The organism is Acinetobacter pecorum (genome assembly GCF_014837015.1).
In the GTDB taxonomy this organism is placed as follows: domain Bacteria; phylum Pseudomonadota; class Gammaproteobacteria; order Pseudomonadales; family Moraxellaceae; genus Acinetobacter; species Acinetobacter pecorum.
Window position 1 is genome coordinate 256748 of record NZ_JACSPT010000001.1, and the last position, 15681, is coordinate 272428.

At 44.5% G+C, this 15681-nt stretch carries 15 protein-coding genes; 14 read left to right on the forward strand and 1 reads right to left on the reverse strand.

The annotated features are described in order from the left end of the window. Window positions 1-63 precede the first annotated feature (63 nt). Complete coding sequence (der, locus tag H9629_RS01140; RefSeq protein WP_005103252.1) at window positions 64-1473, forward strand: ribosome biogenesis GTPase Der; 1410 nt, start codon at window positions 64-66, stop codon at window positions 1471-1473. A gap of 138 nt (window positions 1474-1611) precedes the next feature. Then, window positions 1612-2256, forward strand: coding sequence for a 4'-phosphopantetheinyl transferase family protein (locus H9629_RS01145; RefSeq protein WP_191730394.1), 645 nt, complete (start codon window positions 1612-1614; stop codon window positions 2254-2256). Window positions 2257-2276: 20 nt separating this feature from the next. On the opposite strand, the gene H9629_RS01150 is transcribed toward H9629_RS01145, so the two are convergent. Beyond that, on the reverse strand, window positions 2277-3047 hold the full coding sequence (locus tag H9629_RS01150) for an SDR family oxidoreductase (RefSeq protein WP_191730395.1): 771 nt from the start codon (window positions 3045-3047) through the stop codon (window positions 2277-2279). A gap of 91 nt (window positions 3048-3138) precedes the next feature. On the opposite strand from H9629_RS01150, the gene mazG reads away from it, so the two are divergent. From mazG to H9629_RS01210, 12 genes are all read left to right on the forward strand, one after another. Beyond that, window positions 3139-3951 (forward strand): nucleoside triphosphate pyrophosphohydrolase, encoded by an 813-nt coding sequence (gene mazG / locus H9629_RS01155; protein WP_191730396.1) that lies wholly within the window; start codon window positions 3139-3141, stop codon window positions 3949-3951. Next, on the forward strand, window positions 3911-4330 hold the full coding sequence (locus H9629_RS01160; RefSeq protein ID WP_064102284.1) for a ComEA family DNA-binding protein: 420 nt from the start codon (window positions 3911-3913) through the stop codon (window positions 4328-4330). Before mazG ends, H9629_RS01160 begins: the two co-directional genes overlap by 41 nt. 137 nt (window positions 4331-4467) lie before the next feature. Next, on the forward strand, window positions 4468-5940 hold the full coding sequence (gene pcnB / locus H9629_RS01165) for a polynucleotide adenylyltransferase PcnB (RefSeq protein ID WP_191730397.1): 1473 nt from the start codon (window positions 4468-4470) through the stop codon (window positions 5938-5940). After that, window positions 5937-6422, forward strand: coding sequence for a 2-amino-4-hydroxy-6-hydroxymethyldihydropteridine diphosphokinase (gene folK, locus H9629_RS01170; protein WP_144724071.1), 486 nt, complete (start codon window positions 5937-5939; stop codon window positions 6420-6422). The genes pcnB and folK overlap by 4 nt, the downstream gene beginning before the upstream one ends. Before the next feature lie 53 nt (window positions 6423-6475). Then, a complete protein-coding gene (gene panB / locus H9629_RS01175) occupies window positions 6476-7285 on the forward strand; it encodes a 3-methyl-2-oxobutanoate hydroxymethyltransferase (RefSeq protein ID WP_144724072.1) in 810 nt (269 codons plus the stop codon). Between the two features lies 1 nt (window position 7286). Continuing rightward, window positions 7287-8135 carry a pantoate--beta-alanine ligase gene (panC, locus tag H9629_RS01180; protein WP_191730398.1) on the forward strand — a complete coding sequence of 283 codons (849 nt, stop codon included), beginning with the start codon at window positions 7287-7289 and terminating at the stop codon, window positions 8133-8135. Between the two features lie 18 nt (window positions 8136-8153). Beyond that, on the forward strand, window positions 8154-9005 hold the full coding sequence (rapZ, locus tag H9629_RS01185) for an RNase adapter RapZ (RefSeq protein WP_064094763.1): 852 nt from the start codon (window positions 8154-8156) through the stop codon (window positions 9003-9005). Next, window positions 9002-9271, forward strand: a complete 270-nt coding sequence (locus H9629_RS01190) for an HPr family phosphocarrier protein (RefSeq protein WP_064094762.1) — start codon at window positions 9002-9004, stop codon at window positions 9269-9271. The genes rapZ and H9629_RS01190 overlap by 4 nt, the downstream gene beginning before the upstream one ends. A gap of 2 nt (window positions 9272-9273) precedes the next feature. Further along, on the forward strand, window positions 9274-9807 hold the full coding sequence (yjgA, locus tag H9629_RS01195; protein WP_064094761.1) for a ribosome biogenesis factor YjgA: 534 nt from the start codon (window positions 9274-9276) through the stop codon (window positions 9805-9807). A gap of 711 nt (window positions 9808-10518) precedes the next feature. Beyond that, complete coding sequence (locus H9629_RS01200; RefSeq protein ID WP_064102288.1) at window positions 10519-11787, forward strand: sensor histidine kinase; 1269 nt, start codon at window positions 10519-10521, stop codon at window positions 11785-11787. A gap of 84 nt (window positions 11788-11871) precedes the next feature. Beyond that, window positions 11872-14622 (forward strand): bifunctional [glutamate--ammonia ligase]-adenylyl-L-tyrosine phosphorylase/[glutamate--ammonia-ligase] adenylyltransferase, encoded by a 2751-nt coding sequence (gene glnE, locus H9629_RS01205; protein ID WP_064094759.1) that lies wholly within the window; start codon window positions 11872-11874, stop codon window positions 14620-14622. Window positions 14623-14646: 24 nt separating this feature from the next. After that, a complete protein-coding gene (locus H9629_RS01210; RefSeq protein WP_004278329.1) occupies window positions 14647-15573 on the forward strand; it encodes a branched-chain amino acid transaminase in 927 nt (308 codons plus the stop codon). Window positions 15574-15681: the final 108 nt, after the last annotated feature.

The following is a 15681-nucleotide window of genomic DNA, read 5'->3' on the forward strand; positions in this document are numbered from 1 at the left end:
ATCTTCCTATGCTTTCTGATGTTCAGGCCACTTTGACGCCTGATATTAAATAAAGGTTACTCTATGAAACCCGTAATTGCGCTCATTGGTCGTCCGAACGTCGGAAAATCAACGCTATTCAACCAGATTACCAAGAGCCGTGACGCATTGGTGGCAGACTTTGCCGGTCTGACACGCGACCGTAAATATGGCGATGCAACTTATCAAAATAAATCTTTCATTGTGGTCGATACTGGCGGTATTGGCGAAAATGAAGGTGGGATTGACTCCTACATGGCAGAGCAGTCCAAGACTGCTATTCATGAAGCCGACATCATCATTTTTGTGGTTGATGCGCGTGCCGGATTGCTGGCATCTGATGAGCAGATTGCCCGTGAATTGCGTACTTTAGGCAAAAAAGTCTTTCTGGTTGCCAACAAAGTCGATGGTGTACATGCTGAAGCTGCCCTGGTTGAATTCTACAAACTGGGTATGGGCGAGCCGTTACAAGTCGCAGCCAGCCATGGTCGTGGTGTCCAGCAAATGCTGGAAGATGTACTTGCCGATGTACCGGAAGATGAAAATCCGGAAGAGCATGACAAAAATACGGGTCTGCGTTTAGCCATTATTGGTCGTCCAAACGTAGGTAAATCAACGCTGGTAAACCGCTTGCTCGGTGAAGAGCGTGTGGTGGCATTTGACCAGCCGGGTACAACACGTGACTCGATTTATATTCCATTCGAGCGTGATGGCCGTCAATACACTCTGATTGATACTGCCGGGGTGCGCCGTAAAGGTAAAGTTGATGAAATGATTGAGAAATTCTCGATTGTTAAAACTTTACAGGCAATGAAAGATGCCAATGTCATTGTTGTTGTGGTTGATGCACGTGATGGTATTGTTGAGCAGGACTTGCATTTGATTGGCTATGCGCTTGAAGCAGGTCGTGCCATGGTCATTGCAGTCAATAAATGGGATAACATGACTGAATATGATCGTAAGCAATGTAAGCTCGATGTAGAGCGTCGCTTCGATTTTATTCCATGGGCCAAAGTGCATTTGATTTCTGCATTGCATGGAACGGGCGTGGGCGATCTTTATCCATCGATTCACCGTGCTTATGATTCATCGCGCTTAAAAGTGTCACCGGCAAAAATCACCCAGATTTTAAATGATGCGACAGAGGCTCACCAACCACCTATGGTTCAGGGTCGTCGTATTAAAATGCGTTATGCACATATGGGTGGACAAAATCCGCCAACGATCGTGATTCATGGTAACAAGGTGGATAAAACTCCTGCAGATTATCGCCGTTACCTGGAAAACGTGTTCCGTAAAGTGTACAAGCTTGAAGGTACACCGATTAAAATCGAGTTTAAAACTTCTGAAAACCCGTTTGAAGGCCGTAAGTCGCAAGTGGATGAGCGTGCAGCTGCGCGTAAACGTCGTTATGTACAGAAATTCAAGAAAGCCGAGAAGAAATTTAAACGCTAATTCTATAGTTTAAATTTTTCGGATAAAAAGCCTACGTAAAGCAGGCTTTTTATTTTGAGAAAATAATGAATTTCTTTCCCAATAAAAGTGTAAATTCTTTTACACTCAAATCAATTGACATCTTTTTAATGGATTCACGTGGCTCGGCTGATTCAAATTCATCTGCATCAACTTTCTGATCTGGCATGTGATCAATTGTCAGACCACAAAACCCAGGTTGTCGAACGGAAACGCGAAGTGGCGTGTTTGCGCAATCAGCTTTTATCCCAATCTTTTGAATTGCCTGTTAGCGATCAACAGGTGGTACGGACGAATTTTGGCAAGCCTTATTTAAATGATTATCCAGACCTCAGTTTTAATCATAGCCATAGCCAGAATTTCTACGCCTTGGCCACAAGCAAGCAAGTTCAGAACTTGGGAATCGATATTGAAGAACTGAGCCGAAAAGTCCGTTTTGAAGCCTTGGCACAACATGCCTTCCATCCTGAGGAAATCAAAAAGTGGCAAGTGCTGGATTATGATCCCGAATACTGGTTTAAAGTCTGGACGACCAAAGAGGCGGTGTTAAAGGCATCAGGCTTGGGAATCCGGATCAACCTGAATGAACTGAATACTAATCTTCATCCTGAGCAAAATGGCGGGCGCTGCGAACATCCAGAGATTGGCGTCTATGCCTATCAAAATTATACGCTTGCTGGCTGCATGCTCACTGTGGCCTGGCAAAGTGAGCACTCTTGCAACGGGTTGAAATTTCCGGTGATTCAGCTTCATCACCTTGTCTAGACCGGAATCAATCTCAGATTTTATTTTCTGGCGATGAGCAGGTTACTCAGCCGATTCACAAATTGCGGACTCATTCGCGATAAATGAAATAAAAACTGGCTTTTGAAACCAACCGGATGATGGGTTGCCTGCCAGATTGAATCTTTGAGCTGTGCCAGTTTAAGAATCTCTTGCGCTACATCCTCTGCTTTTAAATGCACGCCCATTTTTTTAATACTTTCCGCCTGCATATCTTTGACCATCGCAGTACTGACAAAAAGCGGCATCACATCCAATACCCGGATTCCATAGGGTTGCCACTCAATATCCAGACTTTCAGTCAGGCCACGCACTGCAAACTTGCTGGTAGAATAACTGCTTAAATCGGCCTGTCCATAAATTGCCGAAGCTGAAGATAGATTAATGATGCGGGCAAATGCAGACTCTTTTAAATAAGGGAAAGCGGCATGACAGCCGTTCATGACTCCCTTAACATTAATATCCAGAGTCCGATAATGTGCCGTAATATCAGTTTCTTCAAAAGGGCCTGAATATAAAATCCCGGCATTATTGACCAGAATATTGATTGTCCCCGCCCAGGCCGAAAATTCAGACAAGGCTGTTTCCCAGGAAGCATAATCGGCCACATCGAGAAAGCCGGCTTTGGCATGTTCGCCCAGTTGCTGGGCCAGCTGTTCAGCCTGTGCCGTATTGATATCATAAATACCGACTTTATAGCCGTGCTGGTAAAATAGCTGGGCGGTTGCTGCTCCAATTCCTTGTGCTGCTCCACTAATCAATATACTGTGCATGTGTTTGATCTCCTTATTGTCTTTTTTTTGAGCATAACAAGAAACCGGCAGATTGACGCGACTATTTGGTAAAAAAGAGAGGTTTTTGAAAATGGAACAACTACTTCAGGTCATGCGCGAATTACGTGAAAAATGTCCATGGGATCAGCAGCAAACTCCCGAATCGCTGACCAAATATGCGATTGAGGAAGCTTATGAAGTCGAAGCAGCTGTGCGCTCAGGAAAGGTTGATGATATCCGCGATGAACTGGGCGATTTGTTGCTACAGGTGGTGTTCCAGTCGCAGATGTACAGTGAGCAGGGTGCTTTTGATTTTCAGGATGTGGTGCAGGCCATTACCGAGAAACTGATTCGTCGTCATCCCCATGTATTTCAGGCGGAACAGTTTAAGCAGCTTAGTCCTGAAGATGTGTCCAAGCTATGGAAAGAAATCAAGCAGCAAGAAAAACAAGGCAAGCCACGTTCACGTTTAGACGATGTTAAGCACGCACCTGCACTGCATCAGGCGGATGAGATTCAGAGAAATGTCGCCAAAATCGGTTTTGATTTTCCGGACATGGCGGGTGCTTATGCCAAGCTGGAAGAAGAACTGGCTGAATTAAAAGCAGCGGTAGCCGGACAGAATTCCGATGAAATACAGGAAGAATTTGGCGACTGCTTATTTTCTCTGGTCAATGTTGGACGTAAACTTGGCATCTCCAGCGAGATGGCATTATTGGGAACCATCCATAAATTCCGGACCCGCTTTGCCCTGATGGAAGATCAGGCACAATTACAACAATTAAACCTGGAAAAACTGTCACTGGCTGAACTTGATCAGCTCTGGGAACAGGCCAAATTACAATTAAAACAAAGAGTGGCACATGAAAAAAATATCTTATCAAATCGGTCCGACATGGATTAATCTTGTTCTGGGTTGCTGGCTCGGCTGTATTTCTATCGGGACTGTGCATGCAACTGCCACCGATTATATGGAATGGAAGACCCAACAGCAGCAACATGATGCGCGGCTGAAGAAAAAAGCCGCTGTTACCGCCACATCAGAAAGCAATCATTATCTGGCCAAGCCTGCATTGTCAGATTCCGCTACTGACAAAATCAGTCTGAATCGTGCCAGCCTCGAACAGTTGCAGGAATTGCACGGGATTGGTCAGAAGAAGGCTGAAGCCATTATTCAGTATCGGCAAAAAAACGGTAAGTTCAAAAGTATTGAAGATATTCAGCAGGTCAAAGGCATTGGACCGGCTTTATTTGCCAAAAACAAGGCGAAACTCGCTTTGTAGAGTGACCATATGGATCATGGATTAGTTGATTGATTTGACTCGCAGGATTGACATAATCAAATTGCCCTTTAGTCGTGTAAGCGATATGATTAGCGTCATCTTAGAATTTTACGTTCAGACGTAGGAGACAGCGTCTTTTGCAAACTTTGCGCGCGTCAAAATGTGGTTTATCAACCGCTCAATTACCTTCTTATATTCTCGATGTGATTGATGCCTTAAACAAGGCAGGCTATGAAGCTTATATCGTGGGTGGTGGTGTTCGAGATCTGATGTTAGGTTTGAATCCTAAAGATTTCGATGCAGTTACCAATGCCACCCCGGCTCAAGTCAAGGAAGTTTTCGGACGGCGTTGTCGAATTATCGGGCGACGTTTCGAACTGGCCCATGTCTATTCGGGACGGGAACTGGTTGAAGTAGCAACTTTCCGTGCACCACCCAAAAAAGCAGTGACCTCGGCCGCGGGGATGATTCTGCGTGATAATAACTGGGGTAGCATCGAACAGGATTTTTCCCGTCGTGATTTCTCTATCAATGCGATGTACTACCAGCCGCGTAAGGGCATTGTGCTGGATTTCTGCAATGCAGTGGATGATATTCACAGCAAAACGTTACGCTTACTGGGTGATCCAGCTTTAAGATTTGAAGAAGATCCAGTGCGGATGCTACGAACCTTGCGTTTTGCCGCCAAACTGAACTTCAATATTGATGAAGCAATTCTGGAGGTTTTCACTCCGGAAATGACCCAGTTGCTGCGTGATGTTTCCCCACATCGACTTTATGATGAATCACAGAAACTGTTCACCATGGGACATCTGAATCGTGTCTTGCCGATGCTGATCGATTTTGGAATCTGGCAGCAGTTATTTGCAGATATCAAACCTAAAATTACGCCGTTTATGGAACGCGCTGCAAAAAATACCGATCAGCGCATTTCTATCGGCAAAACCATCAACCCGGCATTTTTCTATGCAGTGCTGTTATGGCAGCCATTTCTGGAACGTTGCGAATTCTATCTGAATAAAGGTGTAGTAGCGGCTGAAGCACGTGCCCAAGCTGGTCTTGACGTGTTAAAACGCCAGGCAACCCGTACTGTTATTCCGCGCTTTGCAGAAACCTTTATTCGTGAAATCTGGGAAATGCAGACCCGTTTGCTGAATCCTAAACCACAGCAAATTGAAGCTTTGTCCAGCCATGCACGTTTCCGTGCCGGCTTTGACTTTTTGCTGTTGCGTGAAAAATCAGGTGATGCGACTGCACAGGAGATGGGCAGCTGGTGGGATGCTTACCAGCAAATGAGTGGTGATGAGAAAGAGCGTGCTATTAGCCAATATAACCGTCAGCGTGCCAAGAGCCGGCGTAAGGCAAGTCAAGAAGAACCTCTGGAACAGAAACTGACGCAGCAGCAAGATTCCGTTGAGATCGAACCGTTGGTAAATGAACCTGAGCCGCGTAACCGCCGGGCGCGTAAAGCCAAGTTTGAAGACAAGGTAAAACCTCTGTCGCATGTGGCAGCCAGTGCCAGTGGTGAAATTGGCGCAGATCATCCGATTATGAAACGCAAGCGGGTAAAACGTGATCTGAGTCAGGTGGTATTTGGGCCAACACAATGATCGTGACTTATATTGGCCTGGGCAGTAACTTGGGCGATTCACGCCAGATTCTGGCAGAAGCTGTACAGAAACTGGCGACATTGGGTGAGGTAAAAACCTCGCATCTGTATCAAAGTCCACCCATGGGACCTCAGGACCAGCCAAACTATCTGAATGCCGTTGTACAGTTAACGACTAATCTGGCTGCTTTAAGCTTGCTGGATCGTTTGCAAGCTTTTGAGCAGGAAGCAGGTCGGGTACGTTTGCGGCATTGGGGTGAACGTACGCTGGATCTGGACTTGCTGATCTACGGTAACGAGCAGATTCAAAATGAACGTCTCACCGTGCCGCATGTCGGGGTATTAGAGCGTGATTTTGTCTTGATTCCACTTCTGGATATTGATTCTGAAATACAGGTCAATGACACATTCTTAAAAGATCTGGACATCGTCAAACAATCGACCCTCACGGTACTCGATGACAGCAACTGGGCAAATATTTAATTTTTGAGTTATTGGTATGTTCGAGAGAACTTCAATCATAGAGGAACATCTTCATGGTCAGTCTGAGTGATTTAAGACGCTTCAAAGCAGATGGACGCAAATTTTCATGCCTGACTTGTTATGATGCCAGTATGGCCAAAGCCATGGAAATTGCCCAAGTCGATAGCATTTTAATTGGCGATTCTTTGGGAATGTCAATTCAGGGCCGCGATTCGACTTTGCCTGTTACGGTTGCTGATATGGCTTATCATACTGCTGCGGTACGCCGTGGTAATCAGCATGCCTTTATCATGACTGACTTGCCATTTATGAGCTATGCCACCTTAAATGATGCCTTGCAAAGCTCGAAAACCGTGATGCAAGCCGGCGCACAAATGGTGAAAATGGAAGGCGGTACATGGCTGGCGGAAACCGTACAGGTACTGACCCGGAACGGTATTCCGGTATGTGTGCATCTGGGTCTTACTCCGCAATCGGTACATGTTTTTGGTGGTTATAAACTGCAGGCCCGTACCCGTGAAGCTGCTAATCAGCTCATTGCAGATTGTAAGGCAGTGGTAGAGGCAGGTGCTGCGCTATTGCTACTCGAATGTGTACCTGCACAGCTTGGCCAGGAAATCACCGAACTGTTTCCACAGATTCCCGTGATTGGTATTGGCGCGGGTGCAGCTACAGACGGCCAGGTACTGGTGGTTCAGGACATGTTGGGTCTGACCTTTGGCCATACCGCAAAATTTGTACGTAATTTTATGCAGGAACAATCGGGTGCTACTGCCATTCTTGATGCTTTTAAAGCGTACCATGCTGCAGTTTTAGATGGATCTTTTCCGGCACCAGAACAGACTTTTCAGGTTGAATTGTAAGATGAAAACAGAAACCACCATTCAGGGATTAGCCGCATCATTAAATCCCGCACGTGCCAAGCGCAAGATCATTGGTTTTGTACCGACCATGGGCAATCTGCATCAGGGACATTTAAATCTGGTACGTGAAGCGCGTAAGTTGTGTGATGTGGTGGTGGTCAGTATCTTTGTCAATCCGATCCAGTTTGGACCCAATGAAGATTTTGACAGCTATCCGCGCACGCTTGAACAGGATCAGCAGCTTTTGGCTGAAGTCGGTTGTGACATTGTCTTTGCTCCAAGTGTGGAACAGATGTATGGCAAAAAACCGCGCTTGACCAATATCAGTGTGTCTGAAATTACCAATGATTTATGCGGTTCGCAGCGCCCTGGCCATTTTGATGGTGTGGCGGTGGTGGTTACTAAATTATTTAACATCATACAGCCGAATTATGCTTTCTTTGGCCAGAAAGATTATCAGCAGCTGGCGGTCATTCGGCAGTTTGTACAAGACCTGAATATTCCGCTGGAAGTGATTGGTGTGCCGATTGCCCGTGCAGAAGATGGTCTGGCTTTAAGTTCTCGTAATGGTTACTTAAGCAAAGAACAGCGTGCCATCGCACCGGTCATTTACCAGAGCTTGCAAAAGGCTGAACAGCAGCTACACGCAGGCGTAGAACTGGATATGGTATTGGCCGAAATTCGCCAGAGCCTAACCGATGCCGGTTTCGTTATTGATTATGTTGAAGCCCGCACTCCGGAATTACAAAAAATTCATACGTTTAATCAAGATCTTGTGTTATTTGTAGCTGCAAAGCTGGGAAATACGCGTCTAATCGACAACTTGCAGGTCAAATATACTGCCGGCTAAGATGAAAGGGTAGCATGCATGAAGCGCATTTTAATTGTCACAGGGCAATCTGGTTCAGGTAAATCATCTGCATTACAGGTGCTTGAAGATCTGGGTTATTACTGTATTGATAATCTGCCTTTGGCATTGCTTCCCGAAATCGTGGCAAAACTGGACAGTGAAAACAATCTGGAACAGTTGGCGCTGGGTGTGGATGTACGCAGTACCCGGGCAGATTTACAAGAATTTGATCATGTATTTGAGCAGTTACAGCAGCATGGTTCGGTCGATATTATCTATTTGACTACGCAGGATCAGGAGCTGATTGCACGCTTCAGTGCCTCGCGCCGGCCACATCCTCTGGCGTCACGCTTTAAAAGTCTGAATCAGTGTATCCAGGAGGAAAAAATCCTGTTGATGCCGATTCAGTTGCGTTCTACGGTGCATATCGATACCACCGACAAAAGCGTGCATGACCTGAAACATACTCTGTTGTCCAAGCTGGGACAGGCCGATAACCTGATCCTGATTTTGCAATCCTTTGGTTATAAGCACGGGATTCCACTCGATGCGGATTATGTCTTTGATGTCCGGCACTTGCCGAACCCGCATTGGGAGCTAGAACTGCGCAAATTTTCTGGATTAGATCAGCCGGTGCAGGAATTTTTACAAAAGAGCGATCAGGTCGAAGAGATGTTTAATGACCTTTATCATTTTCTGGATAAATGGTTGCCAACTTTTGCCGAGGGACACCGCCATTATATGACCGTGTCGATTGGCTGTACCGGTGGTCAGCATCGTTCTGTTTATATTGTGGATAGACTAAAAAAAGCGCTTGAGGCAAAATGGTCTATTCAAGTCCTCCATCGAGAAATGAAGCACTGGTCATGATAGATACGACAGTTGACGTAATTAATAAACTGGGTTTACATGCACGCGCATCTGGTAAACTGATAGAAGTTACCACTAAGTTTCGTTCCAGTATCCAGATTGGCAAGACTGAAAAACTGGTAGATGCTAAAAATATCATGTCCTTGCTCATGCTTGGTGCAGGCAAAGGAACAACTTTACGCTTAGTGATTGAAGGAGCAGACGAGGACAAGGCCTTATCTGAAATTCAGGCACTATTTGCAGCAAAATTTTATGAGGCAGATTAATCGTGGCACGTCGACCGAACAGTTTAACTGAAGAAGATTTTGAGTCTTTAGAGGGGCGCGCAAGTAAAACCGAACAGAAAAAAGCGGTCCAGCGTATGGCCGCTTTAGGTGCACAGCTTGCAGAGCTGAGCGCTAAACAAATTAAAAACCTACCTGTGGATGAGCGTTTGATTGAGGCTTTGCTTGATGTTCAAGCAATTAGTTCTCATGAAGCACGTCGTCGTCAATTTTCACGGATAGGCAAATTGTTGCGCAATGAAAATGAAACCGTGATTTTGTCTTATCTTACCCCGAAGCAAGGTTTGAAAAAGACAGCCCAATTACAGCGCTGGGTTGATCGAATTGTCAAAGATGGTGATCCAGCCATCAATGAGTTTACCAAAACCTTTAATGCGACAGAGCGTCATACCTTGCGCCAGCATTATCTTCGGGTGCATCGTGATTTAAAAAATCAGGCTGCTGAAGAAGAAGTGAATGCGTCTAAATTAAAGCTGTTTAACTATGTACAGCAAGTAGCGCTGATTTCAGATAACTAATCGCTACTTTCTGAAAAAGCGGTCTTTATAGGCCGCTTTTGTATGCCAGATTTATTTTAATTTACTTAAATATGAATTACCTATAGCCTCTGTCTTTTCTTCTCCTGATTTTCATTTCTATCACTGGATAGATCAATAAAACAAAAAAATTCCGCAATTAATTTGTTAACGAATGTAATTCATTTACAACTCTCAGCTGCTTTTGTGAATTTTTTTTGATCGAAATTCTAAATTTCAAAGATGTTCTATCGTATAATTGTTAAGATAATTTTAATAATTAAAAGCTCATTCTGAGTTGGATAGGAGTGAAAATAATCAGTGGGGAAGTAATTTATTTGATCTCACTCTAAAGCTATATCATTGAAAAAAGATTAGCTTTTATTTAAAGCACGGTAAAAAGCGATGCTGGGTATTTTTTGGTCAATAGTGTGTTAAAGTGAGTACAAATAAACATGTTTATTTAAGGTGAGATATATTAATTTCAAACACTTATGTAGTATTTTTTTTGAATAACAAATTTTCAAGTTATTCTTAATTAATTAAATATCAGTGCTTTGTGGTTGTTAATGTATCTGGATAGAAACAGGTTAACAAATCCTTTAATCTATATGTGAGTTTTTATCGTTGAGTAAATATAGAATCTTTGTTATTGATTGTATAAATTTGGTCGGCTGTGTTTCCTATATTCTATAAACATTTAAAGAGGCAGACATGGAACTAAAACTGCTAGAGGTCGGTCAGAATACGGAGCTCTTAAGCTCGTGCCGTATATCTCTCATTTTAGGTGTCTATACCTCTGATAATTTATTAGACACCTTCTGTAATGTTGCCCGTAAAGTCCTGGATGTTAAAACCAGTATTATCGGCTTTCATACGGAACCTTATATCTGGTACAGCTGTCCGCGGGGTTTCCGGGGCCTGCATGCTCCCCAGGATGTTAGTATACCTGCATATCTGCTACAGGCAGATGTGATAGATTGCCTGCATCCCGCATATGCAGAACTGTCAGACTACTTGAAAAGTCTGGGCGTGATGCATCAGCGACTTGTCGCATTTAATTTAAAATCGGGCCAAGGTGATTCTTTAGGTCAGGTTGTGTTCTTTGATGATCAGACTGACCTGTTTGATCAGGAAGATATTGCCACTGTAAAACAATTTGCTGAAAGTTTAGTGAATCGTATCAAACTCAATCAGGAACATAATAATCTGAAAGAGTTATATGAACAGCAATGTGCACAAAACTTCAGTAAAACCAAATTTTTCCAAATTATCGCGCATGATCTGCGTGCGCCATTTCATGGCTTGCTGGGTTTTTCCGAAGTCCTGGCGCAGGAACGTGACACACTGGATGAATCTAGTATTCAGAGCATTGCGGATTATTTATATGATAATGCGCAAGCTACCTATAATCTGCTGGAAAGCCTGCTGACCTGGGCGATGGCAGAGGGTGGACGCTTTGTTTATCATCCGATTAATTATGAGCTCAAGCAGTCCAGTAAAATTGTCTGCAGTGTACTGAAAAGTCTGGCTTTGAAGAAAAAGATTGAATTAATCGACAATATCCCAGAAGACATTAAGGTCCATGCGGATATTAATATGATTACCTCGGTATTGCAGAATCTGGTGTCCAACGCGCTGAAATTTACGCCAGTCGATCAAGGCGGTAAAGTCATTTTAGCAGCCGAAATGGAAGGCGAGCAGGTTAAAATTACCATTCAGGATACAGGTTTGGGCATGACTGAAGAGCAGATGCAGAATCTGTTCAAACCGACGCTGGGTGTCAGTGTCAGAGGTACGGCTGAAGAGAAAGGTGCCGGTTTAGGCTTGGTACTGTGCAAGCGCTTTATTGACCTGAATCATGGTCAAATTAGTGTGGATTCCAAAGAGGGCAGAGGCACTATCTTTACCGTGTATTTACCGATGGTCACCAATGATCATCAGGCACTGGTGCTTGAAGACCTGCAGGCCGAGCAGTCTTAAAAATAAATTTCAAACTAAAACATTCCCCTTGAGACAAAACTCCTGCTATAACTAAGCAGAATGTTTCAGGGGAAGAGTTGAGTGATGAATGCAGTACAATTGCAGAAAACCTTAAGAGCCAGCCAATATGCGGAACAGGTATTGGCCAATCACCAGAGTTTACTGGAACAGGATTATGCAATTGACCAGTTTCAGGGCTCACTCAGTCGGGAATACATTGATCAGCTGGTACAGGACTGCATCCTGAATATTACTGATGAAGCCGCCTGGATGCGTGCAATGCGTATTCTGCGGGCCCGTCTGATGTTTCGCTGGATCTGGCAGGATGCCAACCAACTGACCGATGTTATCACTCTGACCCAAGAACTCTCCGATTTTGCTGATGCCAGCATCTGTGCAGCAAAAGATTTTGCCCGTATTCCGCTTGTTGCCAAGTATGGCCAACCGATTGGCTATAATGGAAAAGTACAGGATCTTATTGTCATTGCCATGGGGAAACTCGGGGCACAAGAACTTAATCTTTCCAGTGATATTGATCTGATTTTCGCCTTCGACGAGCAGGGTGAAACCGATGGGCGTAAATGTATTGATGTACAGCAATTTTGCATACTCTGGGGGCAGAAACTGATTCATTTGCTGGATCAGATCACTGCTGACGGTTTTGTATTTCGCGTCGACATGCGCCTGCGTCCCTGGGGAGATGGTTCAGCACTGGCAATCAGTCACGTGGCCTTGGAGAAATATCTGAGCCAGCATGGGCGTGAATGGGAACGCTATGCCTGGATCAAAGCACGAATTGTCAATCCAAGTCCGGAAGGCGATGAGCTGCTGGAGATGACCCGACCATTTGTATTTCGTAAATACGTCGACTACAGTGCTTTTGAAGCCATGCGCGAAATGAAAGCCATGATCGAGCGTGAAGTACAACGCCGGAATATAGAAGATGATATCAAGCTCGGAGCTGGCGGCATTCGCGAAGTCGAGTTTATCGTGCAGGTTTTCCAGTTGATTTACGGCGGCGCCAAGCTTGAATTGCAGGATCGCCAGTGTCTGGTGAATCTGAATCATCTGGATGATGCCGAATTGCTGGACGAACAGGCAGTACAGGAACTGGAAGATGCCTATCTTTTTCTGCGCCGGGTTGAACATGCGATTCAGGCACTGAATGATCAGCAAACACAATCATTGCCGACTGAGCCAGAATTAAGGGCGCGTATAACAGATACCCTGGGTTTTGCCGATTGGGACAGCTTTATGGCGTATCTCAATGCGAAGCGTAGCAAGGTGATGTATCAGTTTGATCATTTGATTAAGGAAAATGGTCCGGATACCCTGATTGAAAGTTTTTCACAGCTAGAAAACCGACTGCAAGAAGTTTTGGATGACAATGCAAAAAATCTTGTCTATGAGTTTTGGAATGGGCATGCCTTAAAAAAATTACCAGCCAAAGCAGTGCAGCGTTTAAAAACTTTTTGGCCACATTTAATCGAAGCAGTTTTACAGTCAGATGATCCGCAGACAGCACTGGTACGACTGATGCCCTTGGTGGAATCGGTAATGCGCCGTACGGTATATCTGGTGATGTTAATTGAGAGTAAAGGGGCTTTGCAGCGACTGGTGAAGATGGCCACGGTCAGCCCATGGATTTGTGAAGAACTGACCCATTATCCGGTGCTACTGGATGAATTCCTGTCGATGGATTTTGAATTGCCAAAACGTAAGGATCTGGAAGATTCCTTGCGCCAGCAACTTTTACGGATTGAAATTGATCAGGTCGAAGACCAGATGCGGGTTTTGCGCCTGTTTAAAAAATCCAATGTACTTGCTGTAGCCGCCAGTGATGTGCTGGCTGAAAGTGCTTTAATGAAAGTTTCCGATGCCTTGACCGATATTGCTGAAGTATCGGTGAATGCAGCGCTGCATCTGGCCTATCAGATTGTTGCGAAAAAACATGGTTTTCCTCTAGATGCCGAAGGGCAACGCTGTTCAGTCGAGCATACGGCTTTTGCAGTCATTGGTTATGGTAAAGTCGGTGGAATTGAATTGGGTTATGGCTCGGATCTGGATCTGGTCTTTATTCACTATATGAGTGAGCAGACCGATACAGATGGACTCAAGCCGATTAGTGGCTTTGAATTTGCCATGCGTGTGGCGCAAAAATTCATGTCACTGATGACCACACAAACTCTGGATGGGCGTGTTTATGAGGTCGATACCCGCTTGCGTCCATCGGGTGAAGCTGGACTTTTGGTAACCAGTTTGAAAGCTTTTGAACAGTATCAGTTTAAAAGTGCCTGGTTATGGGAGCATCAGGCCATGGTACGAGCCCGTCCAATTGCGGGTGAAATGAGTTTAAGGAAAAAGTTCGAAGTTTTACGGCGAGATATTCTGACTCAGCCTCGCGATGAAAATTATGTACGGGCAGAAGTACTGAAAATGCGTCAGAAAATGAAGGAGCATCTCGGTTCTTCTAAAGAGCAAAAAAAAGATGGTATTTTTCATTTAAAACAAGATGCAGGTGGTATCGTAGACATCGAATTTATGGCACAGTATGCGGTGTTGGCTTGGAGTGGGACGAATAAAGATCTCGCCCATTTCTCCGACAATGTACGAATTCTTGAGGATGCCGCAAAATCAGGTTGCTTATCCAGCGACGATGCGACTGCTCTGATTCAAGCTTATCTCCGTGAACGCGCCGAGAGCCATCGCTTAGCCCTTGCAAATCAATCCATGCAAGTGTCTGCAAGCGATTGGCACGATACCCGAATGACCGTTTGCAAGTTATGGCAAAGACTGATTGATCCAAGTGCAGACTTTGTACTGGATAGTGAATAATTGTGAGAAATTGGAGTTTGTGGCATGAATTTGGCTGATCGTGATGGTTTCATTTGGCAAGATGGACAACTAGTTGACTGGCGTGAGGCAAAAACTCACGTATTAACACATACTTTGCATTACAGCATGGGTGTGTTTGAAGGCGTCCGTGCTTATGAAACCCCGAATGGAACGGCTATTTTCCGTCTAAAAGAACATACGAAGCGTTTGTTGAATTCTGCAAAAATTTATCAAATGAAAGTTCCATTTGATCAAGCAGCATTAGAGCAAGCTCAAATTGATGTTGTTCGTGAAAACAAATTAGCGTCTTGCTATTTACGTCCAATTATTTTTATTGGTTCTGAAAAACTCGGTATTGCTGCAACTGACAATACCATTCATGCCGTAGTTGCGGCATGGAGCTGGGGTGCTTATCTCGGTGAAGAAGCAATGGCGAAGGGTATTCGCGTAAAAACTTCTTCATTTACCCATCATCATCCGAACGTGACCATGTGTAAGGCCAAAGCATCAGGCAACTACACGCTGTCGATTCTTGCACATCAGGAAGTGGCGCATTCAGGTTATGACGAAGCAATGCTGCTCGACCCGCAAGGTTATGTGTGTCAAGGTTCAGGCGAAAACGTATTCCTGGTACGTGATGGCGTGATTCATACGCCTGACATCGCAGGTGGTGCGTTGGATGGTATTACCCGTCAAACCATTATTACCATTGCTAAAGACTTGGGTTATGACGTAATTGAACGCCGTATTACCCGTGATGAATTTTACATTGCAGATGAAGCATTCTTTACCGGTACTGCTGCAGAAGTAACACCAATCCGTGAATACGATGATCGTCAGATTGGTGAGGGTGTACGTGGTCCAATCACCACTCAAATCCAGAAAGCTTACTTTGATGCGGTTCAGGGCAAAGATCCTAAATATGCACACTGGTTAACTTATGTGAAGTAATTCAGAATTTACTGCTTGAAAAAACCTCTCATTTGAGAGGTTTTTTTTAACTGATGTACTTATTCTGCCGAACTTATGTCATCATATTCAGCATCAAGAAGATTTTAA

Excerpts from the sequence above, each read along its gene's own strand:
- der (WP_005103252.1), top strand. The coding sequence starts at position 64 with ATGAAACCCGTAATTGCGCTCATTGGTCGTCCGAACGTCGGAAAATCA.
- H9629_RS01150 (WP_191730395.1), bottom strand. The coding sequence starts at position 3,047 with ATGCACAGTATATTGATTAGTGGAGCAGCACAAGGAATTGGAGCAGCA.
- mazG (WP_191730396.1), top strand. The coding sequence starts at position 3,139 with ATGGAACAACTACTTCAGGTCATGCGCGAATTACGTGAAAAATGTCCA.
- H9629_RS01160 (WP_064102284.1), top strand. The coding sequence starts at position 3,911 with ATGAAAAAAATATCTTATCAAATCGGTCCGACATGGATTAATCTTGTT.
- folK (WP_144724071.1), top strand. The coding sequence starts at position 5,937 with ATGATCGTGACTTATATTGGCCTGGGCAGTAACTTGGGCGATTCACGC.
- panB (WP_144724072.1), top strand. The coding sequence starts at position 6,476 with ATGGTCAGTCTGAGTGATTTAAGACGCTTCAAAGCAGATGGACGCAAA.
- panC (WP_191730398.1), top strand. The coding sequence starts at position 7,287 with ATGAAAACAGAAACCACCATTCAGGGATTAGCCGCATCATTAAATCCC.
- rapZ (WP_064094763.1), top strand. The coding sequence starts at position 8,154 with ATGAAGCGCATTTTAATTGTCACAGGGCAATCTGGTTCAGGTAAATCA.
- H9629_RS01190 (WP_064094762.1), top strand. The coding sequence starts at position 9,002 with ATGATAGATACGACAGTTGACGTAATTAATAAACTGGGTTTACATGCA.
- H9629_RS01200 (WP_064102288.1), top strand. The coding sequence starts at position 10,519 with ATGGAACTAAAACTGCTAGAGGTCGGTCAGAATACGGAGCTCTTAAGC.
- glnE (WP_064094759.1), top strand. The coding sequence starts at position 11,872 with ATGAATGCAGTACAATTGCAGAAAACCTTAAGAGCCAGCCAATATGCG.
- H9629_RS01210 (WP_004278329.1), top strand. The coding sequence starts at position 14,647 with ATGAATTTGGCTGATCGTGATGGTTTCATTTGGCAAGATGGACAACTA.